Here is a 20,028-nt window from a genome sequence, read left to right on the forward strand (position 1 = left end):
AAAACAGGGTTGAATCATGACGCAGTCGAATAATCCCGTGTTGGTTCAGGTCATTCGGGGTGGGGCGGTTGAAAGTGAGCACCGTGGTCGTGCTTTGGTAATGACGTCTGCGGGCCAGACGCTCTGGTCATTGGGCGATGTCGATACGCCCACCTATCCACGTTCGGCGATCAAAGCGTTTCAGGCGTTACCGATGTTGGCGAGCGGCGCGCACCAGGCGTTCGAATTGGACGACGAAGAACTGGCGCTGTGCTGCGCTTCGCACAACGGAGAGCCGGAACATACGGCGGTGGCCGACCGCTTTCTGGGTAAGCTGGGTTTGGCCGCGGCGGATTTCGAATGTGGTTTGCAATGGCCATCGGATCAGCAGGCGTTTATCAACCTGGCCTGGCAGCACGCCCAACCCGATGGGCGACATAACAATTGCTCTGGCAAACATCTGGGCATGTTGGCGTTAGCGCGCCATCAGGGCTGGCCGACGGCGGGTTATGTGAGTGTTGATCACCCCGTCCAACAGGCAATCCGTACGTGTTTTGAACACTGCTGCGACGTTGAGTTGACCGGCGTGCCGCTGTCACCCGACGGCTGCACCGCGCCCACCTGGGCCATGCCGTTGCACCGTCTCGCTTTGGGATTCGCCCGCTTTGCTGATCCACAAACCTTGCCGGAGCCTTACCGTGACGGCGCGCGTCGTCTGCATCAGGCGGCGACTAAGCACCCTTTTATGGTGGGCGGCAGCAATCGTTTCTGCACCGAAGCCATGCAGGCACTGGGCGATCAGGCGTTTTTGAAAATTGGGGCGGAAGGTGTGTATATCGCGGCTTTGCCCGAGCTGAAACTGGGCGTTGCCCTGAAGATGGATTCCGGTTCAGCCGATGCCGCTGAGGTGGCAATGGCGGCCATCTTGAAGCAGCTGAATCTGGCGCTGCCAGAGCGCTGGCAGCAACCACCGATTCGCAATCGCAACGGCCTGGTGACCGGTCAGTGGCAACCGGTCACGGAGGCCTTCAGCGGTTTGAGCCTCAGTCGCTGACGTGAATGGCGATCTTGCCGCGGGCGTGGCCGCCCTGGCTGAGCTCGAACGCCTTGGCGGTGTCGGCTAACTCGAAGGTGGCGGCCAGTGGCACCGTCAGCGCTCCGGCGTCGGCCATATCCGCCAGGGTTTGCAGATCGGTATCGCTGGGACGAACCCAAATCATCTGACCGCCCGCATCGGTGACGCCGCCATCGGCAATCGAGGCGTGGCGGCCGCCATCGGCTTTAAGCACCGCTTGAGTGACGTCGAGAACGCCGCCGACAAAATCAGCGACCAGATCGACCCCTTCCGGCGCCAGTGCTTTCACTCTGTCGGTTAACCCCTCGCCATAGGCCACCGGTTCGGCGCCCAGTTCGCGCAGAAAGTCGTGGTTTTTCTCTGAGGCTGTGGCAATGACGCGCGCGCCTAAATGCTTGGCAATTTGCACACCCAGAAGGCCCACACCACCGGAGGCATTATGAATCAGCACGGTTTCGCCCTGCTGCAAGCCCAGACGGGTCAGCAATTGGTAGGCGGTCAAGCCGGCCAGCGGCAGAGCGGCGGCTTCGTTCCAGCTTAACGCGGCCGGTTTACGCGCCAGCGCCCGGACCGGCACGGTTGCGTACTCGGCGTAGGTACCGTCGTTGACCATATCGCGGCGCGCATAGGCGATGACTTCGTCGCCGACGTTAAATTCCGGCGCGTCCATACCGACTTGTTCAACGACGCCAGCGACATCCCAGCCCGGCGTGATGGGAAACCAGGCGTGCATGATCGGGTCGAGATAGCCCATCATGATTTTCCAGTCGACCGGATTGACCGAAGCGCTTTTGACTTTCACCAGAACTTCGTCGGGCCCGACTTTGGGGATCGGTTGGTCGGTTAATGTCAGCACGGAATTATCCCCGTACTGATCGTAAGTCATGGCCTTCATCGTGCTCATTGGTATCTCCCCGTTCTTCGGTTCAATGGAGGTAAGTGGGTGAGCAGATTAGGGCCAACTGCAAAATATCAATGCGGGTGACGCAGCGTTGCCTAGCGAGCAATGTGCTCGATGGGTCGCACTGAATCAGCCAGGTTGTTGCCGTTGATCCACCCATCAAAGGCTTCGGCCAGACGCTGATTTTCATCGACCACCGTGCGCCAGTATTTCAGCCGGGTTTTATCGCTGAGACGTTCGAAATCCTTGCGGTCGGGAATTTTTCCGTAGGGCAGCCGAGCAATAAATTCCGGGCTCGGCGTTACCACCAGCGTGTGGCTGTAGTGTTCGGCGCTGATCTTGCGCCAGGGCAGTGGTTTGTCGAACCAGCCGGGTTTCATCACCGGCGAAAAGTGTGGGTAGAGCACAAGGCCATTGTCGGGTTTGAACGGCAGATCGAAGTGGTAGTCGACCATGCCGCCATCGCGATAATGCCCCAGCGGTGCGCCCGGCGGGTTATCAACGCCGTGAATCACCACGGGGATGGCGGCCGTGGCATGCAAGGCGGAGCGATAGTTGGCGGCGCTTAACGGCACTTGGTGGGTGTCGAAATCGTCCCAGTGCGGCAGTGGCAGCTCGGTCTCGTGGCTGCGAAAGATGACGCGCTCAAAATGCCGGGGCAGGGTGCGGCGTGAAATCAGATTCGCCAATGCCACCCGGCCAAAGGCCAGTGCTTGTCGGCGTGGGCTGGTGACGGTGGTGGCACCTTTGCAGAGCGCCGTGACGATGTGCAGTTGGCGCTGTGGGTTCAGGTCGGCAAAGCCGCCGGCGCCGATCATGCCGTCGATGAAATCCAGCGTTTTGGTGGTGATCTCATCGGCATCAGCGTGTTCGGTATAGCGCTGTTCCAGGTAACCTTCTTCCAGTCGTTCAATCGCCGCAAAAGGATCGTTGTTGGCGTAGGCTGTCATGCGCAGCGCGCCAATGGACGAGCCGACCAGATCGACCGGGTGAGGAATTTTGGGCAACCATTCGCGGACCAGATAGCGGTCCAGGTGCGTCAGTACAAAGCACTTGGGGCCACCGGAAGCGCCGAGGATGAGGCGAATATCCTTGGGTGTCAGGCCCTGTTGTTGGATGTGCTCAAAGGCATGGCGGCCAGCGTATAGATGCAGATCGCTCAATGGTCAGTCCCCCGCTAAACAAGCGGGGCACTATAGCATGACGACCGGTCAGTTCAGTGGATGGTCAGCCGGTCGTGACTTTTGTCGGTCGTTATTGTGAAGCCAGCCATTGTTTGAAGGTTTTTGGCGCGGCCGCAAGCAGCTCGCCCTTTTTGACGCTGGCCGGGCCGCCTTTACGGTCGCCGGACAGCGCACCGGCTTCTTGCAGCAACAAACTGGCTGCGGCGAAATCGACCGGATTCAGATCGTCGGCGAACGCCAGTTGCAAACGGCCGGCGACCAGATTGGCCAGACTCAGCAAGCCACAGCCGGTGACGCGAACACCCGCAACGCGCTCGGCCCATTGGGCGGTGGTGGCGAAATCGCGGCTTTCGATGCCGACCAGCGCTTTATCGAGGCTGCCACCGGCAACGCGCACGCGGCGCTCGTTCAGCTGTACGCCACGGCCGCGCATGGCGCCGTATTCGTCGCCACTGGCCGGGTCGAGCAAGGCCACCGCTTCGATGCGGTCGGCGCGGAAGTAGCTGATGTTGATCAGGTAGCCGGGGTAGCCGGTGCGGTAGTTGGTTTCGCCGCTGAGGATATTGATCTGCCAGACCGATTCGCCGTCGTAATCACGGCTTTCATCACGGCCGATTTGCAGGCAGTCGATGTGGTGGCGTTGGTGGGCTTTGCGGATGGCTTTGCGAGCACGCCAGGCGGCGTCTTCAATAGCCTTGTCAAACACGGTCTCGCGGCTGTCGCCTTCCGCCGTCAGGGAGTCGATGTTGGCCAGGGTGTAGCTCAGTTTGTCGGCCGCAGCGCGGGCAGCGCGCAGGGCAATGGTAACGATCGGTTGCATAGGCTTACTTCTCACTCATATGACGGCCCGACCACTGCCAATCGGACCCGCGTTTCCACAAAACAGAAACGCGCAGGCCGACGCGGGGTCGAGGCATGCCGCAAGGACGGGTTTGTTAAACAGCGTTCTGGAAGCCGCCCGCATCAGCGAACTAAAAGTGCCTGGGGCAGCCTTCCGGAAAAAGGGCGCGTATAATAGCGGCATTCGCCTCTTTCTTTAATAGCTTCGGGAAGTTTTTTTCATGTCCGAGCCGCAATCGGCCACCGTTTCCAATAACCCAGCCTCCGAGATGGACCTCAGCGACGTCCGCGTGGTGCTGGTGCATACCTCTCATTCCGGCAATATCGGCGCCGCTGCGCGCGCCATGAAAACTATGGGGCTGACTGATCTGGCGCTGGTGTCGCCTAAAGAATTTCCATCGGAAGAAGCCACGGCGCGCTCTTCCGGTGCTCAGGATTTGCTGGAAAACGCCCGAGTAGTCGATCACCTCGACGACGCCATTGCCGATTGTGGCTTGGTGGTGGGCGCTTCGGCGCGCTCGCGTTCTCTGCCCTGGCCGATGCTCGACCCGCGCCAGTTGGCCGACCGCGTTGCCGATCATCCGACCGGTTCGAAAGTCGCTTTGTTGTTTGGTCGCGAACGTTCCGGTTTAACGAATGAAGAACTGGCGCGCTGCCACTATCATGTGAACATACCCGCCAACCCGGATTATTCCTCGTTGAACCTGGCGCAGGCGGTGCAGGTGCTGGCTTATGAACTGCGCATGCGATCCTTGGTTCAGGAGCCTCGCCCGGCCGGGCCCTGGGGCGTCGAGTGGGATCAGCCACCGGCCAGTGCAGAGCAGCTGGAAGGGCTGTTCCAGGCCTGGGAAAAGACCCTGGTTGAAGTCGACTTCCTCGACCCCACTAACCCCCGGACTTTGATGAATAAGGTGCGGCGACTCGTCTTGCGTGCCCAGCCCGATGAAGTGGAAGCCAATATCTTGCGTGGCTTTTTGACCCAGGTCGATAAATCCTTGAGGAAGCGTTGATCATGTTTAAAGGTGTGAAGGAAGACATTAAAAGCGTCCTCGACCGGGACCCGGCCGCGCGCAATTGGTTTGAAGTGTTGCTCAACTACCCCGGGTTGCACGCGCTGCTGCTGCACCGGCTGAATCATCGATTGTGGCACTGGAACCTGAAGACTCTGGCGCGCTGGATGTCACAATTTTCACGCTGGCTGACCGGTATTGAAATTCACCCCGGCGCCAAGATTGGCCGCCGCTTCTTTATCGACCACGGCATGGGCGTCGTGATTGGCGGCACCGCCGAAATTGGCAACGACGTCACCATCTATCAGGGGGTGACGCTCGGCGGTACCAGTTTGAATGAAGGCAAGCGCCATCCGACGCTGGAAGACGGCGTTATTGTCGGCGCCGGCGCCAAAGTACTGGGCCCGTTCACCGTGGGGCGCAACGCGCGCATCGGCTCCAATGCGGTGGTGACCAAAGAAGTGCCGGAAGCGGCCACCGTTGTTGGTGTGCCCGGGCGCATCGTCAAACAGCACGGTGAAAAGGTATTGCCGTTCAGCGATGAACAAAAAGCCATCGCCGACAAGATGGGTTTCGATGCCTACGGCGTGTCTTCCATGCCCGACCCAACGGCGCACGCCATCAAAGCCTTGCTCGATCACATTCATGCTCAGGACGAACGCATCAATTCGATCTGCAAATCGATGAAGCGACTGGACGCGAATTATCAGGCCTTGGACGTTCCCGAATTGAGCGATGAAGATTTCGCACCGATTGAAGATTCGGATCGATCAGCGAACAGCGGCAGTTGAAAAAATCGCCGCATAAAAAGACGCGCCCTTTGGCGCGTTTTTTTATGCGGCCTTATCCCATCGATAAAACCTCGAACTGATTGCACGATTTTCAAACGTTTCCCGCAAAATAACACGGCGATTACAGCGCTGAATAAAACGCTCGGGTCGTAACCTTCAAAGCCGATTGACTGACGTCTGTTGTCTCGCGTCGGACATGAACCAACCCTTTGATGGATATGACCCCGATGACTGTACAAGGTGAGAGCCCCCGTTCGTGCAAAAAATCATCCCACCAAGTGTTCCGGCGCAGCCTGTTGGCACTGAGCATAGCGGCCACATTCAATACCGCTTCAGCGGAGTTGGCGGACGACCTGACCCAGGCAACACCGAAAACACTGCAAACCTTCAAAGACACCGCCGGTGCTCAGTTTTACGGTTTCGATTTAACGCCATTGCCGGACAATCATTTTGCGCTGGTGTGGGCAGAGCATTATGAACCCCAACAAGCAGACGCCGGCGAGCCAGCACCCGCATCAACGGCAGATCGCATTGTACTGCAACGCTATGATGGCCAGGGTGACAAGGTTGGCGATGAACGTGTCATTGCGGTGTTGGAAAACGGTCGCTTTCCCTGGCAACCGTCGGTCAGTGCCGATCTGGATGGCAATATGGTGGTGGCCTGGGGGGAGTCTGCACAAGGCGCATCTATAACTGGAAGGGTGAACAAATATTGTGATAGCACCGAGTTGGATGCTGACGTTGAGGTAAAGGCCAGGCTGATCAGTCAGTCGGGCCAACCATCGGACGTGATTCAGCCAGGCTTGGCAGCAAGTGCCCAACCCTGTGCTATCGATACCGCCATGGATGAAGACGGCGATTTCGCTTTGTTATGGGCTTTAAAAGAGGATAACAATCAATTCAGCGGCAGAACGAACCTGCAAATACAAACCTTTAATGCGCTCGGTCAAAACCAGACATCCCCAGTGAGCATTATTAATCACACCCTATTGACCGGCGACCTGGCCTTCTATGCCAACAATGCACTGATCGTTGCGTATGTGGTCATTGCTGACGACGGATCATCAAGCCGGGTGATGGGGCAACGTTATGACCTTCAGGGACAAGTGGTGGGTGATGCCTTCCATTTGGCGAACGGCATCGCTGCCTCTGATGTGTTGTTAGACAGTGAGGTACGCCCCACGCTCGCGGTTAACCCGAATGATCGTGAGCGTTTTATTGCATCCTGGGTTGTCGACAGTGATCCAAGCGTTGAACGGATATCGTTAGGCACGGCACCACAGATTAAAGCTCAGCGCTGGTTGGCGGATGCGTCTCCATCGATGGAGAGCGTTACGGTGTTATCGGATGTGTATATAGTCTCCGGTGCTGTTTCAACGCCCAGTTTGAGCATGGACAGTGACGGTCATTTTATTTCCGTCTGGTCGATGGCTGGGATGGCTGGAACTCAACATGACTCTTTACCCCAGATTCTGGCCTCTGGTTTTTCCGGTGAGAACGAGCCGATGAGCGAGGCAATTCCGTTGAAGCAAGGCGCTGAATACCTCTATGTTCCCTATAATGAATTCCAAAGCGTTCAGGTAGCGATGAACGACCAAGCCATTATGTTGGCTTGGCTGGATGATATTGACATTAATAAAGATACTTCCAAAACCCTGAACGCCATCTTCGTTCCTGGCTTGGTGGCTGTACATCCAGATCCAGCGACAGATCCTCAAGCCGCTACCAGCGGTGGTTCCTTAAGTTGGCTGTTTGGGGGCTTTGTAGCGGTGCTGGGGCTGCGACGTGGGTGGTCTCGGCGGTTGGGGGCGAGGCACTGACCCAGTCCCTTTGATTCCATAAAAAACCCATGCAAAGCATGGGTTTTTTTATGATCAGGCAATACCCAGCTACGCCGGATTCCGCCCTGGCGCCTGCCAGGCGGGCGATGGATGCAAATGCGTGCCGGTCTGGGCGTGCGGTACTTCTAACAGTTCCAGGCTGCCGTCCTCGTGCTCGAGCAAGGCTGAGCAACTTTCCACCCAGTCGCCGTCGTTGGCGTACACAAAGCCATCTTCGATGCGCAGTTTGCTCTGATGAATGTGGCCGCAGACGACGCCTTGAACGCCTTGTTCGCGGGCGTAGTGAATGACCTTTTCTTCAAAGCTTTCGATGTAAGCGCGGGCTTTTTTCGAACGCATTTTCAGTGCGCCGGGCAGTGACCAATAGGATTTACCCAGCCAGGAACGCAGTCGATTCAGGTGGCGGTTCAGAGTGACCACCGTTTCGTACAGCCATTCGCCGATGTGCCACCAGAAATGACCGCAGTAAATGTCGTCATCGAAGCGATCGCCGTGCAGCAGTAAATAGCGTTCGCCGCTGGCCGCGGTATGAATGGCTTCGTGTTCGACGCGCACCGGGCCGAGATGGGTGTCGGCGAAGTGACGGAAAAAGGGATCGTGATTGCCGGGTACATAGACCACTTCGGTGCCGCTTTTGGCTTTGGTGAGGATCAGTTTGAGGATCGCTTCGTGGTGTTTATGCCAGCGTCCCTTACGAGTGCTGAGCTTCCACAGATCGACGATGTCGCCGAGCAGGTAGAGGTAGTCGGTGTCGGTGTTGTTCAGAAAGTCGGCCAGCAAATCCACCTGGCTGTTGGGGTTGGCGAGGTGAATGTCGGATATGAACACAGCGCGTACGCGACGTTGGGTCATGGCTCAGTCTCCCATGGCAGAGTTAGGCCAAGGCTAGGCTGGGCGGATGAAGCTAGGGTGACAACGTCATGACGCTTTGATGAATACGGTGATATCTGTGCCAGAATTCGCCGGGCTTATGTCCGTGAGATAGGCGCGGGGTGGCATGCACCCTTGTAGATTGACGCGAGCTTGGTTTGCGGACAGGCAAGCGTCAGGGCATAAAACCCGGTCACTTGGTGCGCGGACTTGCCGTCAGTGTTGTAGGCCAGCGCTGATGACTCCCTAGGTTTACCCTGTATTTTTGCCATCACCTCTGCCCCAAATAATCAATGCCATGCCAGTTAACAATTCTCCCTACTATCCTCGCCATCATCGAGCAGAGGTTTCAGTGACGGCTTGGCCTGTTAATGGCGATAGTGTTGGACGCTAATGGGTGCACAGAAGCATCTTTAGGTGATGATTTTTGGGCGTCTGTAAGCGTTATGGGTTTAATGCTGTGGGGAGTATGGCTGCTCTCGGTCAGTGCAAATTGGTTTACATTATTCGTTAACAGATCGGCTTGGCTTAATAGATTTTCAGAGGCCGCTGCCGCTTCTTCAACAAGGGCGGCATTTTGTTGTGTCATTTCATCCATTTGGCTGACGGCCTTATCTATTTCATCCAACCCGGATGATTGCTCTGCAGACGCGTTGGCGATCTCAGTCATAATGTCATTGACCTGCTTGATCGCAGTCACGACCTCTCTCATGGTATCGCCGGATTTATTGACCAGCTCATTGCCATTGTTGATTTTCTCTGCTGACTCCGAGATAAGGTCTTTAATGTTTTTTGCCGCATTCGCTGAGCGTTGCGCTAAGGTTCTTACCTCTGATGCAACAACCGCAAAGCCTCGCCCTTGTTCGCCCGCTCGAGCAGCTTCAACCGCAGCGTTCAATGCTAGGATATTGGTTTGAAAAGCAATGCCATCGATCATGCCAATGATATCCGCAATTTTTTGTGAGGATTCATTGATGGAGGCCATGGTTTTAACCACGTCTTCTATTAAGTGACCACCATCCAGGGCGATTGTTACAGCATTGGATGCCAAGTTGTTAGCCTCTTTGGCATTGTTTGCATTTTGGCGAACAGTAGTGGTTAGCTCCTCCATACTAGACGCTGTTTCTTCCAGACTAGAAGCTTGTTGCTCAGTGCGGTTAGAAAGGTCTGTGTTGCCATTGGAGATTTCACGAGCACCGTTATACACAGCATCGGATGCATTTTTAATGTTGATGATGATCTCTGTCATGGTATCAAGCAGTGAATTTACGCCTTCTGAGATAGTGAGCATCATGTCGGACTTGTCTTCGGTTGCCACTCGTTGGGTCAGGTCATTATTAACCGCGGCATTAATGGCCGAGTTCACCTGGCTAACGGTCTGTTGAAGCTGTTGTTCAGCTTCGACTTCAGCCGTAATATCTGTGGCGAATTTTACGACTTTATAAGGCGTTCCGGTTGGGTCATTAATAGGGCTGTAGTTGGCTTGTATCCAAATGACTTTGCCGTTTTTATGAACGCGTGGAAAACGACCCACGAAATGTTCGCCCTTAGCGAGGTTGTCCCAAAAGTTACGATACTCGTCAGATTTTTGGTATTCGGAATCGACAAACAAGCGATGATGTTTGCCTTGCACTTCATTGAGCGTATAGCCAAGGGTGTTTAAGAAATTGTCATTTGCCGAAAGTATGGTGCCATCCAGTTTAAATGAGATGACCGCTTGAGATTTGGATATGGCTTCCAGTTGACTTTCATAATCGCTGTTTTGAAGTTTCTTTGCGGTGATATCACTGGCAAATTTAACGATTTTATAGGGTTTTTTGTTGGCATCAAAAATAGGGTTGTAGCTAGCTTCAATCCAGACTGCCTGACCGCTTTTCGAGTAGCGACAGTACTCACCACTTTGAAATTCACCATTACTCAGCCGAGCCCAAAAATCCTTGTATTCTTGGCTATTGCGGTAGGTGTTATCGACAAAAATGCTGTGGTGTTGGCCTTTGACTTCCTCTAACGAATAACCTACGACGTTCAGGAAGTTGTCATTGGCCATTAAAATATTGCCATCTAAGTCAAACTCAATAATGGCGAGTGAGCGAGTTAATGCATCGAGTTGACCTTGAGCATTGACCCAGTCATCTTTGGCGATAGTTATTTGCTTACCACCTGATATTTTCGCTAACAGACTTTTTAACATGGCAGTAACCTTTATGTGGGTCTTGTTTGCTTTTAAGCCATCAAGATCAGCGTCAAAGAATGTGTGCCTTTACGTGCCTTGGGTCGTTCCAACTTATCGCCGGGTGGCGGTTTTACACTGTTTAAAGTGATGACCATTGGATTTCCCCATGTGGTCAGTTCATAGAGACGCGACGATCAAATGCCACTGGAAATTCAGATGCGTTTTACCGCCTTCGGTTTCTAGGGTCATCTCATCTGAAACGCTATAAACAGTAACCTTCACGACACCTCTATTTTGACTGCACCGCATAATGAGCGTAGTCCATTTGTCAGTCAGAGGTTTCACGCATACCGAAATTAATGGAAAAATTCACAGATCGGCATGATATCGCCACCTAACGGCCACCTCGCTTAATAGCACTGTGCGTTCACGTAAATGGGCGTATAAGCGTTTGTGGTGGCTCATTCGTTACCCAGAATAACGTTTACCCTCTTCAGGCTAATGGCCTGGGGTTGATCGTCTGATTGAAAAGTGAAGCACGGTTTTGCAGCTATTCAAGGTGTATTGCGCTGTTTAGGTGATTTCCTAATCTGTGAACACAGCGCCTACGCGACCTTGCGTCATGGCTCAGTCTCCCGTAGCAGGGTGAGGCCAAGGCTGGGAGAATGGATGACAGCAGGATGAGAGAGTGGTGACTGCGGTGACGAATTAGACCTAAAAATAGGGGTCGCATGAGCGACCCCGGGGATTGACGCTATTGCTGAATACCGACTCGCTGGATCAGCGGCGCGGTAACGACTGGGTGCTGCTGCTTTGCGCGCTGCTGTTGTCGGTGACGGTCAGCGTGACGTCATTGCCTTCCTGACGTTTGACCAGGCCGACCGGCAACAGGTTCCAGCTGCCGTGGAAACTCAGTTCGCCGATCTGCCAGTGCTGATCGGTCAGGGTGCCATCCGGGTCTTCGCTGTCGCTGATAAACAAGTACCAGAACAGAATCTTAAACACGCGGAAGCTGGCGACGGGCGGGGCGTTCATGGCCAGATCGACAATCACCGGATCGTGGTCTGATGAGCGATAGGCGGTCGGCGCATAGAAGCTTTCCACCTGGCCGGGCGATTTGTAGCTGGTGCTGTAATCGAGCGCCAGCGGCTCGTCAGTGTTGATGTGCCAGTCCTGGGTCTTGAGCGCTTTCTCGGTCAGGCTGCTGCTGGCGAGCGCATGGTCGAGGTTGCCCGCTGCACCATCGTAGACGTAAGAATAGTCGCCGTCTGATTTCAGCGACGCGTAACCGGCTTCTGCCAATGTCTGGATCGGGTCTTCCATGCTGTAGGCGTTGAGATCGCCCAAGATCAGCACATCGCTGTCGTCTACACCGGTCGGGTTGCTGGCCAGCCATTCGGCCATTCCTTCAGCGGCACGGGTGCGGGCTATGTTGTAAGCGCCCTGGCCTTGGTCGCAATCGTTGGCATCAACGCAGTCGGTATCGCGTTTGGATTTGAGGTGATTGATCACCACAGTGAAGCGATCGCCGCTGGCGGCGTGTTCAAAGCTTTGTGCAATGGCCGGTCGGTTGAGGCTGTCGTCGAACAACGGCTCGCCGGTTTCATCCTGAGGCGAACTGGCGCTGTTTAGCACGGCGGGCATGTTGACCGGAGAAACCACCGTTGGCCGGTAGAGAATGCCGACCGCCAACACATCGCTGCCCAGTGGTACGCCGGGAATGACATAGTCGTACTGGGTTTGCTCTGGTTGGGTGGCATTCAGCGCATCGGTCAGTTGGGCGATGGCGCTGGTGTCGTCGAAGCCGTCGTTTTCCAGTTCAATCAAGCCCAGCACATCGGCATCCATCGCCTCCAGTGCGGCGACCAGCTTGGCTTGTTGGCGTTCCAGTTCAAACGGCGTTTCTGCACCGCGTTCGGTTGGGAAACCGCCGCCGGTGCCATCGCCATTGAAGTAGTTGAGCACGTTAAAACTGGCCAGACGCAGATCTGCATCCGGCGTTGCCGTTGGCTCCAGCGTGCGCGCATTGGTGCCTTGGAAGACAGGCGTTGTGGTCGGAATGACTTTGTAGGCGCCGAACGCGTAGTTCATGACGCCGGTCAGGCTGGCCAGCGTATCGCCAATGCGCAGGCTGTTGTAGGCCGACAACTCGGGTGCGGGGAAGATCACCGGGTCGGGGTTCTGAGTGGAAATGCCATCTTCGACGATCAACGAGTTCAGCGCGTTGGCTGCTAGTACCGCGTCAGCCGCCGTACCGGGTTTGGCGACTTCGGTGGGAATATAGCGACGGCCCTCGCCTATCATGAATTCCCCGTAACGGCCTAATAGATAGACTTCGTTAACGGTCAGCATCTGATTGAAGGCGACACTCATGCCTTCAAAGGCTTCCAGGTCACTGCGATCGTTCAACGGCAGACTGACCGTCGCCGCAGAAGGCAGTGCCTGTTGGGTTGCACAAATCTCAATACCGGCAACCTGGTTAAGCTGCGTCAGGCCGTAGTATTCATCCACCTGACCGTTAACGACCACCTTGTCACCGACGGCAACGGCCGGGGTATCGGCGTAAACAAACAGACCTTCGGACGTGGTCGGATCGCCGTCGGCATCAACGTCTTCTTCCTGCACAAAGAAGCCGTCCATCTGGTTGCTGCCTTGCAACTGAGCGACGACGATGGCTTCGATGGCGACCGATTGGCCTAGCAGAGGTGATTCACTGCCACTGCCTTGAATCGCTGAAATGGTGGTCATCGGGTCGCCACATTGCGCCAGCGTAGGATTACCGCCACCGCCGCCCGCATCACCGTCACCCAGATAGGCGAAGGTGTCCTGCGGGTAGCTGTCCCATTGGATGCTGGGGTCGAACGGGGTGTCGTACTGAGGATCGCCCTGGGTGATGCCGGCTTTGCGCACCAGCGTGACTTCGCCGCCGAAATAGTCGGCATTGCCCAATTCGCCGATGCGGTCAACCACCACCCCGTTTTCTTTCAACAGCAGTACATCGTTGCCATTGAAGAACGTCACCGTGGCGGTGATATCGGCCTGATCGAGAATGGCGCCGGTCGCCTGACTGTTGGCGATGACATAGAAGCCACCAGGCGCCAGGGTGCCGCTGAGCGTGATTTGGTTTTGTACGCTGATATTGCCGTTGGAATAGAGTTCGATGCTGTACTGGGACAGATCAACGGCGTTGGATCCGGTGTTATTGAGTTCCAACGCTTTGTTGTTGGACGAGCCTTCAATGTACTCGCTGAATATCAGATCGGCTTGGGCTGCAGCACTGGCGACCAGTGTCGCCAATGCCACAATCGGCAAAGTGTAGTTCATGGAGATCCCTCAGTTTCAGTTCGTTGTTTGGCAGAATCCCTGACTCTCTCCCACGGCAATTAAATGTTAATCCGGATCGCAGAGTGTCGACGACTGGTTTCCTTGCATTTGAACGATTGGTCAGTTTTTGTGACCACTGTCCACCCTAACGGTTTTTTGTGACAGGGCAATATCCTTTGAATGTCCGTTTGAGTTTTCCTGGAATTTGACGATCTTCTCAGACCTTTCTGACTTATGGCGCATGCCTGCCAGAGGCGACTTGCTATGCTGGCAACTCTATCTCACTCAGGAAGTCGTTATGTTGAAAACCACCACCAACACCGTTGAAGGCCGCCCCATTGTTGAGTATTTGGACATCGTGGTCGGTGAAGCCATTCTCGGTGCCAATATCTTCAAGGACGTCTTCGGCGCCATTCGCGACATCGTCGGCGGTCGCTCCGCCGCTTACGAACGGGAAATGGGCAAAGCGCGTGAAACCGCCTTTGCAGATATGGAAGAACGCGCGGCTGCCTTGGGTGCCAACGCCATTGTCGGTATCGATATCGATTACGAGGTCGTCGGTGAACGCGGCAGTATGATGATGGTCAGTGTCAGTGGGACGGCGGTTCGGCTCAGTGATTGAGGGTCTGGCTGGGTGACCAGCCTTGTCATCACTGTCATAGCCGCTATGATTCGCGCTCCGTGCGCGCCTGCCGATTCAACCGGTGCTGATCGTTTGTTGTGAACGATTGGCGCCAAACAGTTCCTGATGCAGTGCGCTAACCGATTCAAATGAGGTAAGCATGCTGTTTTTATCCCGCCGCCAGGACTGGTTCGGCAATCTGCGTGGCGACTTGCTCGCCGGACTTGTTGTCGCGCTCGCGCTGATCCCCGAGGCCATTGCCTTTTCCACCATCGCAGGTGTCGACCCGAAAGTCGGCCTGTATGCGTCTTTTTGTATCGCCGTGATCACTGCCATCACCGGCGGCCGTCCGGGCATGATCTCTGCCGCCACCGGCGCCATGGCGTTGCTGATGGTGACGCTGGTGAAAGATCACGGCCTGCAATACCTGCTGGCCGCCACCTTGCTGACCGGGGTTTTGCAAATCATCGCTGGCTATTTGCGGCTGGGGTCGCTGATGCGCTTTGTCTCCCGGTCGGTGGTGACTGGTTTTGTGAATGCGCTGGCGATTCTGATCTTTATGGCGCAGTTGCCGGAACTGACCAATGTGACCTGGCATGTCTACGCAGTCACGGCTGCGGGGCTGGCGATCATTTATGGCTTTCCCTATCTGAATAAAACCATTCCGTCGCCGCTGGTCACCATTCTGGTATTGACCGGCATTGCGGTCTGGATGGGGCTGGATATCCGCACCGTGGGTGATTTGGGTCAGCTGCCGGATTCGCTGCCAATCTTCTTATGGCCTGATGTGCCGCTGAATTTTGAAACCCTGGCGATCATCTTTCCCTATTCCGCGAGTCTGGCCGTGGTGGGTCTGCTTGAGTCGTTGATGACCGCGACCATTGTCGATGACCTGACCGACACCGGCAGCGATAAGAACCGCGAGTGCAAATCTCAGGGCCTGGCGAATCTGGGTGCGGGTGTGCTCGGCGGTATGGCCGGTTGCGCCATGATCGGCCAGTCGGTGATTAACGTGAAATCCGGCGGCCGCGGCCGACTGTCTACGCTGACTGCCGGTGTGGTGTTGTTGCTGATGGTGGTCTTCCTCAAAGATTGGGTATCGATGATTCCGATGGCCGCGCTGGTGGCGGTGATGATCATGGTGTCGATCGGTACCTTTAACTGGAGTTCGGTGCGCGACCTGAAAAAGCTGCCACTGTCGACCAATCTGGTGATGATCACCACGGTGGTGGTCGTGGTCTGGACGCACAACCTGGCGTTTGGCGTGCTCGCCGGCGTATTGTTGGCGAGCTTGTTCTTTGCCAACAAGGTTGGCCATTTCATGTACATTCGCTCGCAATACAGCGAGGCCGATGACACGCGTCGCTACGAAGTGGTTGGGCAGGTATTCTTTGCGTCGGCGGAAAAATTCACAGCGGCCTTCGATTTCAAAGAAGCGGTTGATAAGGTGGTCATCGATCTGCACCGCGCGCATTTTTGGGACATTACCGCCGTTGGTGCATTGGATCAGGCGGTGATTAAGTTTCGTCGCGAAGGTGCACAGGTCGAGGTTATTGGCCTGAATGAGGCCAGCGAAACCATTGTTGACCGCTTTGGCGTGCACGATAAACCCGATGAAATCGACAAGGTATTGGGAGCCCACTGATGGCCAACGACAATAACAAGAATGGCAAAATCTTAACCTGCATCGATGCGTCGCGATTCAGCGCAGCGGTGTGTGATTACACCGCCTGGATTCATCGTCGCACTCAGGCGCCGGTTCAACTGCTGCACAATTTAGAGCAGGGACCGGCGGTGGTGCCGAGTGATCTCAGCGGAACCATTGGTTTGGGCAGTCGCGAAACGCTGATGCAGGAACTGACCGACATCGAAGCCGAGCGCAGCCGCTTGATGCTCGAACAAGGCAAATTAATGCTGAACGCCGCGAGTGACCGCCTGCAACAGGCGGGCGTCGCGGAACCGCAAATGAAGCAGCGCCATGGCGGTTTGACCGAATCGCTGATCGAACTGGAAGACGACATTCGTGTGCTGGTGCTGGGCATTCGTGGCGAAGAACGCGGCGATGATGATCGTCATCTGGGCGGTCATCTGGAAAGCATTCTGCGTTCATTGCACAAGCCGGTGCTGGTGGTGAACAACGACTTCCAGGAACCCAAACGCGTGATGCTGGCTTACGACGGCAGCGATGCTTCCGGCAAGGCGCTGGATATGCTCGCCAACCGTCCGCTGTTTACCGGCCTGGAAGTGCATCTGGTGACGGTGGGCGAAGACCCCGCCACAGCTCAAGGCTTGCAGCAGGCTGCCACCTTGAAGCTGCGTGAAGCCGGACTGAACATCACCGCCGTTACCTTGGATGGCAAACCCAGCGAAGAGCTGGTGCGTTACCAAGCCGAGCATGACATCGATCTGACCTTAATGGGCGCGTTCAGTCATACCAGGTTGCGTGATCTGGTGCTGGGCAGTCTGACGGTGAAGATGTTGTTGCGCGCCAATAAACCGCTTTTGCTGTTGCGTTAATCCTCGTGCGCTGGCGGGTCCGCCCGCCACACCTTAAACAGGTAAAGGTACAGACAGATCACCAGAGCGGTGGCTAAGGCGGTTGCCAGCCAGGACGGTTGTTCAATAACGTCCGGGTTTACCGTCAGCCCCAAGCCGCCCAGCGTGATCACTTGCTGTGGCATTAACCAACGCGTACGCGGCCGTGGCTTGAACGACAGTCGCAAGGTGAAGTGCAACGCCATCGGCAAGGCAGCGATGATCACTCCCCACCAGGGACGCGTTGCCTCGCTGAGCAAGATGGCTAACAGCGCTACCGCCAGCGATAATCCGATCAATGCCTGATAGAGCGGCACAAAGCGCTGCCTCATTGTGCAGCCTCCAGTCGGTTGAGCAGGTCATCCATGTCATCGGCGACGATGAGGCTTGCGGTCAGATCGGACCAGGCAAATTCGGCGCTGATCATGCGATCGATCATTGCCAGCAGCGGATCGTAATAACCCTTGAGGTTAAACAGCGCGACGGGCTTTTGGTGATAGCCCAGCATGCGCCAGGTCCACACTTCGAATAATTCTTCCAGGGTGCCGGGGCCACCGGGGAGGGCGATAAAGGCGTCGGACTCGTCAGAGAGAATGGCTTTGCGCTGGTGCATGGTGTCGACCACATGCAACTGCGTCAGACCTTCGTGGGCGACCTCTTTCGACACCAGCGCTTTGGGAATGGCGCCTATGACCTCTCGGCCGCCTGCCAGTACGCTGTCAGCCACGGCGCCCATCAGCCCGACCTTAGCACCGCCATAGACCAGGTCGTGTCCGCGCTGCGCCATCCGCTCGCCAAGCCGGCGCGCTGCCAGAAGAAAGTCCGGGTCCAAACCGGGTTTGGAGCCGCAAAATACCGTAATATGCATAGCCGATTCCTCAGTGCGCGGTGGCTTTTTTATCGAGTCGCCATGGTAACGCAAGCCAAGGGCACTGAAGAGAGACGTCATTGAAAAGGGCTGCACCATGCCAATCGAACCCTTTGTTGAACTGGCTTGTCCACTGGACGGTGAGCCATTGGATCAGCACGACAAGACCTGGGTCTGCCCACAAGGCCACAGCTACGATCAAGCGCGCCAGGGCTATGTGAACCTCTTGCCGGTGCAGCACAAGCGCTCTAAAGACCCGGGTGATTCCAAAGCCATGGTGGCTGCTCGCCAGCGCTTTCTGGCGACGGGTCATTACCAGCCGGTGGTCGAACTGATCGCTCGGCTGTGCTGCCCGAGCCCACTTCCCGATGCCGATTTCAATATCCTCGATGCTGGCTGCGGCGAAGGCTATTACCTGCGTCAATTTGCCGAGCTGGCACCGGCATCCATGAAGGTGAGAATGGCCGGACTCGATATTTCCAAAGACGCCGTTTTAGCCGCGGCTAAACAGGACAAGCGTCAGTCCTGGCTGGTGGGCAGCAACGCTCATCTGCCCGTTCAGAATGCCAGCCTCGATCGGTTGCTGTGCGTCTTCGGATTTCCGGTGGCCAATGAATTTGCCCGCGTATTGAAACCGGGTGGACGGCTTATTCAGGTTGATCCTGGTCCAGCCCACTTGCGTGAACTGCGCGAAGTCTTGTACGAGCGAGTCGACGCTCAGACCGAACCCAAGGCGCCGCAGCTGGATGGGTTTCAATTGATAGAAGAAGATGAAGTCAGTTATTCATTTCGACTCGACAGCGGCAAACAGATACAGGATTTGCTGGCGATGACCCCTCATGGTCATCGTGCGCCAAAAGACGGTAAGGCGAGGGTGGCCGCTTTAACGGCGCTGGAAGTGACGGCTGAAATTTTTGTGCGGGTGTACGAACCGATCACTGACGTTTAAACGACATAAAAAACCGGCCCTGAAGCCGGTTTTTAGTAAGCGATCATTGCACTATCAGAGCACCAGTCGACGCACGTCCGCCAATACCTGAGTCAGGTAGGTGGTGAACTTGGTCGCGTCGGCACCGTTGACGATCGGCCGTTCGGTGTATCGGCGGCGACACCGATGTTGACGCAAAAGGTGTTCTTAAGGGGTTTAAGCGTGTAGGGAGCCTAACCTGGAACAAAATAACTCAAATTTTATTTCCAGGTTAGGCTTTCGCTGTTCAGAATTTTTTTGCAATAGCTAACTCAAACAAGCTTTCTGTCGGCTCAAAATTCAAGCTATAGCCTGTTCCCGGTCTAGAGTAGTAGGTTTCTTCAGAGTAAAAAGTTCGACTCCATCCCATTTGAACTTGGAAACTGTCGTTTAGCGGCAGTCGGTAATCTAGGCCAAACTTATAACCAGTATGGGGACCATCATAAGATTCGCTGCTATTTTCGGCAGACAACTCATACAAGGTTTGTTGTAAACCAAAACGACCGAATAATGCGCCTTCTCCTAGTTGTCTTCCCAGTAAGACAGAAACCCCTAAACCTGTTTTCTGGTCGATGCTGGCTTTGGTGCCGTCAATATCTGCATCGCCACTTGCCCTAGAGCCAAGTAAACTCAATTCGAACGCAGTAAATACAGTGTCGTTAATATCATATTGGTAACCACCAAAAACCGAAAATGCCGGGCCAGAGATTCCTACATCTTCAGTAATGTCATCATTGCCAGTCTCTTTCACCGTCGAAGCATGTTGTGTGTCTGAAAAAGCGAGGCTAGTTCCGATGTAAAACCCTCCAGCGGTAGCTGCAGAGGTGCTAGAAACCAAGATAATTGTAATTAGAAATTTTTTCACCCGATAATCCTTGTGTATGAAAATCACTGAAAATTCGTTGTGTTTTTTGAGGCCATCTGCGGTTCGAATGGTATTTCGATTTAAAGTTAATTCAAAAAAAAGATCAAATTAGTAACCACTTATATGACGCAATTATTATGGCGTTTTGTGGCTCGAAGACTTTGTGAACGTGCTATTTTTGAA

18 protein-coding genes are annotated in these 20,028 nt (G+C 55.2%); 8 read left to right on the forward strand and 10 right to left on the reverse strand.

Annotated features, from left to right (window positions below; genetic code table 11):
* Positions 1-16 precede the first annotated feature (16 nt).
* Positions 17-1,033, forward strand: coding sequence for an asparaginase (locus BGP77_RS10280; protein WP_108164649.1), 1,017 nt, complete (start codon positions 17-19; stop codon positions 1,031-1,033).
* Here the strand turns inward: BGP77_RS10280 and BGP77_RS10285 are convergent.
* The 3 genes from BGP77_RS10285 to BGP77_RS10295 form a co-directional block, all read right to left on the reverse strand.
* Entirely contained in the window at positions 1,023-1,958 is a 936-nt protein-coding gene (locus tag BGP77_RS10285) for an NADP-dependent oxidoreductase (protein ID WP_233252340.1), read from the reverse strand. The genes BGP77_RS10280 and BGP77_RS10285 overlap by 11 nt on opposite strands.
* 92 nt (positions 1,959-2,050) lie before the next feature.
* Entirely contained in the window at positions 2,051-3,118 is a 1,068-nt protein-coding gene (locus BGP77_RS10290; RefSeq protein ID WP_108164651.1) for a patatin-like phospholipase family protein, read from the reverse strand.
* A gap of 91 nt (positions 3,119-3,209) precedes the next feature.
* On the reverse strand, positions 3,210-3,959 hold the full coding sequence (locus tag BGP77_RS10295) for an inositol monophosphatase family protein (protein WP_108164652.1): 750 nt from the start codon (positions 3,957-3,959) through the stop codon (positions 3,210-3,212).
* Between the two features lie 241 nt (positions 3,960-4,200).
* Between BGP77_RS10295 and trmJ the strand changes: the two genes are divergently transcribed.
* The 3 genes from trmJ (at position 4,201) to BGP77_RS10310 (ending at position 7,600) form a co-directional block, all read left to right on the forward strand.
* A complete protein-coding gene (trmJ, locus tag BGP77_RS10300) occupies positions 4,201-4,989 on the forward strand; it encodes a tRNA (cytosine(32)/uridine(32)-2'-O)-methyltransferase TrmJ (RefSeq protein WP_233252341.1) in 789 nt (262 codons plus the stop codon).
* A 2-nt stretch (positions 4,990-4,991) separates the two neighbouring features.
* The gene (cysE, locus tag BGP77_RS10305; protein ID WP_108164653.1) at positions 4,992-5,780 is read left to right on the forward strand and encodes a serine O-acetyltransferase; all 789 of its coding nucleotides are present in this window, start codon (positions 4,992-4,994) and stop codon (positions 5,778-5,780) included.
* A gap of 227 nt (positions 5,781-6,007) precedes the next feature.
* Positions 6,008-7,600, forward strand: coding sequence for a hypothetical protein (locus BGP77_RS10310; RefSeq protein WP_146171231.1), 1,593 nt, complete (start codon positions 6,008-6,010; stop codon positions 7,598-7,600).
* A gap of 69 nt (positions 7,601-7,669) precedes the next feature.
* On the opposite strand, the gene BGP77_RS10315 is transcribed toward BGP77_RS10310, so the two are convergent.
* The 3 genes from BGP77_RS10315 to BGP77_RS10325 all read right to left on the reverse strand — a co-directional run bounded on the left by BGP77_RS10315 (position 7,670) and on the right by BGP77_RS10325 (position 13,988).
* Positions 7,670-8,473 carry a UDP-2,3-diacylglucosamine diphosphatase gene (locus BGP77_RS10315; protein ID WP_108164655.1) on the reverse strand — a complete coding sequence of 268 codons (804 nt, stop codon included), beginning with the start codon at positions 8,471-8,473 and terminating at the stop codon, positions 7,670-7,672.
* A 367-nt stretch (positions 8,474-8,840) separates the two neighbouring features.
* Positions 8,841-10,682, reverse strand: a complete 1,842-nt coding sequence (locus BGP77_RS10320; RefSeq protein ID WP_108164656.1) for a methyl-accepting chemotaxis protein — start codon at positions 10,680-10,682, stop codon at positions 8,841-8,843.
* Between the two features lie 762 nt (positions 10,683-11,444).
* Positions 11,445-13,988 (reverse strand): ExeM/NucH family extracellular endonuclease, encoded by a 2,544-nt coding sequence (locus tag BGP77_RS10325; RefSeq protein WP_108164657.1) that lies wholly within the window; start codon positions 13,986-13,988, stop codon positions 11,445-11,447.
* 298 nt (positions 13,989-14,286) lie between these two features.
* Here BGP77_RS10325 and BGP77_RS10330 point away from each other — a divergent pair, with 298 nt between their 5' ends.
* From BGP77_RS10330 to BGP77_RS10340, 3 genes are all read left to right on the forward strand, one after another.
* A complete protein-coding gene (locus tag BGP77_RS10330; RefSeq protein ID WP_108164658.1) occupies positions 14,287-14,610 on the forward strand; it encodes a heavy metal-binding domain-containing protein in 324 nt (107 codons plus the stop codon).
* Positions 14,611-14,770: 160 nt separating this feature from the next.
* A complete protein-coding gene (locus tag BGP77_RS10335) occupies positions 14,771-16,255 on the forward strand; it encodes a SulP family inorganic anion transporter (protein WP_108164659.1) in 1,485 nt (494 codons plus the stop codon).
* Complete coding sequence (locus BGP77_RS10340) at positions 16,255-17,127, forward strand: universal stress protein (RefSeq protein WP_108164660.1); 873 nt, start codon at positions 16,255-16,257, stop codon at positions 17,125-17,127. Before BGP77_RS10335 ends, BGP77_RS10340 begins: the two co-directional genes overlap by 1 nt.
* On the opposite strand, the gene BGP77_RS10345 is transcribed toward BGP77_RS10340, so the two are convergent.
* Together BGP77_RS10345 and BGP77_RS10350 are read right to left on the reverse strand one after the other, a co-directional pair.
* A complete protein-coding gene (locus BGP77_RS10345; RefSeq protein WP_108164661.1) occupies positions 17,124-17,477 on the reverse strand; it encodes a hypothetical protein in 354 nt (117 codons plus the stop codon). The two genes, BGP77_RS10340 and BGP77_RS10345, sit on opposite strands and share 4 nt — an antisense overlap.
* Positions 17,474-18,013, reverse strand: a complete 540-nt coding sequence (locus tag BGP77_RS10350; RefSeq protein WP_108164662.1) for a TIGR00730 family Rossman fold protein — start codon at positions 18,011-18,013, stop codon at positions 17,474-17,476. Before BGP77_RS10350 ends, BGP77_RS10345 begins: the two co-directional genes overlap by 4 nt.
* A gap of 97 nt (positions 18,014-18,110) precedes the next feature.
* Here BGP77_RS10350 and BGP77_RS10355 point away from each other — a divergent pair, with 97 nt between their 5' ends.
* A complete protein-coding gene (locus tag BGP77_RS10355; protein ID WP_108164663.1) occupies positions 18,111-18,962 on the forward strand; it encodes a putative RNA methyltransferase in 852 nt (283 codons plus the stop codon).
* Between the two features lie 54 nt (positions 18,963-19,016).
* On the opposite strand, the gene BGP77_RS18290 is transcribed toward BGP77_RS10355, so the two are convergent.
* Together BGP77_RS18290 and BGP77_RS10360 are read right to left on the reverse strand one after the other, a co-directional pair.
* Positions 19,017-19,139, reverse strand: coding sequence for a hypothetical protein (locus BGP77_RS18290; RefSeq protein WP_255414355.1), 123 nt, complete (start codon positions 19,137-19,139; stop codon positions 19,017-19,019).
* An 88-nt stretch (positions 19,140-19,227) separates the two neighbouring features.
* Positions 19,228-19,845: an outer membrane beta-barrel protein gene (locus tag BGP77_RS10360; protein WP_158269345.1), complete on the reverse strand. Its 618-nt coding sequence runs from the start codon at positions 19,843-19,845 to the stop codon at positions 19,228-19,230.
* Positions 19,846-20,028: the final 183 nt, after the last annotated feature.

Origin of the sequence: Saccharospirillum sp. MSK14-1 (genome assembly GCF_003054965.1) — a bacterium.
Classification (GTDB): domain Bacteria; phylum Pseudomonadota; class Gammaproteobacteria; order Pseudomonadales; family Natronospirillaceae; genus Saccharospirillum.

Excerpts from the sequence above, each read along its gene's own strand:
- BGP77_RS10280 (WP_108164649.1), top strand. The coding sequence starts at position 17 with ATGACGCAGTCGAATAATCCCGTGTTGGTTCAGGTCATTCGGGGTGGG.
- BGP77_RS10285 (WP_233252340.1), bottom strand. The coding sequence starts at position 1,958 with ATGAGCACGATGAAGGCCATGACTTACGATCAGTACGGGGATAATTCC.
- BGP77_RS10295 (WP_108164652.1), bottom strand. The coding sequence starts at position 3,959 with ATGCAACCGATCGTTACCATTGCCCTGCGCGCTGCCCGCGCTGCGGCC.
- trmJ (WP_233252341.1), top strand. The coding sequence starts at position 4,201 with ATGTCCGAGCCGCAATCGGCCACCGTTTCCAATAACCCAGCCTCCGAG.
- cysE (WP_108164653.1), top strand. The coding sequence starts at position 4,992 with ATGTTTAAAGGTGTGAAGGAAGACATTAAAAGCGTCCTCGACCGGGAC.
- BGP77_RS10310 (WP_146171231.1), top strand. The coding sequence starts at position 6,008 with ATGACTGTACAAGGTGAGAGCCCCCGTTCGTGCAAAAAATCATCCCAC.
- BGP77_RS10315 (WP_108164655.1), bottom strand. The coding sequence starts at position 8,473 with ATGACCCAACGTCGCGTACGCGCTGTGTTCATATCCGACATTCACCTC.
- BGP77_RS10320 (WP_108164656.1), bottom strand. The coding sequence starts at position 10,682 with ATGTTAAAAAGTCTGTTAGCGAAAATATCAGGTGGTAAGCAAATAACT.
- BGP77_RS10325 (WP_108164657.1), bottom strand. The coding sequence starts at position 13,988 with ATGAACTACACTTTGCCGATTGTGGCATTGGCGACACTGGTCGCCAGT.
- BGP77_RS10330 (WP_108164658.1), top strand. The coding sequence starts at position 14,287 with ATGTTGAAAACCACCACCAACACCGTTGAAGGCCGCCCCATTGTTGAG.
- BGP77_RS10335 (WP_108164659.1), top strand. The coding sequence starts at position 14,771 with ATGCTGTTTTTATCCCGCCGCCAGGACTGGTTCGGCAATCTGCGTGGC.
- BGP77_RS10340 (WP_108164660.1), top strand. The coding sequence starts at position 16,255 with ATGGCCAACGACAATAACAAGAATGGCAAAATCTTAACCTGCATCGAT.
- BGP77_RS10345 (WP_108164661.1), bottom strand. The coding sequence starts at position 17,477 with ATGAGGCAGCGCTTTGTGCCGCTCTATCAGGCATTGATCGGATTATCG.
- BGP77_RS10350 (WP_108164662.1), bottom strand. The coding sequence starts at position 18,013 with ATGCATATTACGGTATTTTGCGGCTCCAAACCCGGTTTGGACCCGGAC.
- BGP77_RS10355 (WP_108164663.1), top strand. The coding sequence starts at position 18,111 with ATGCCAATCGAACCCTTTGTTGAACTGGCTTGTCCACTGGACGGTGAG.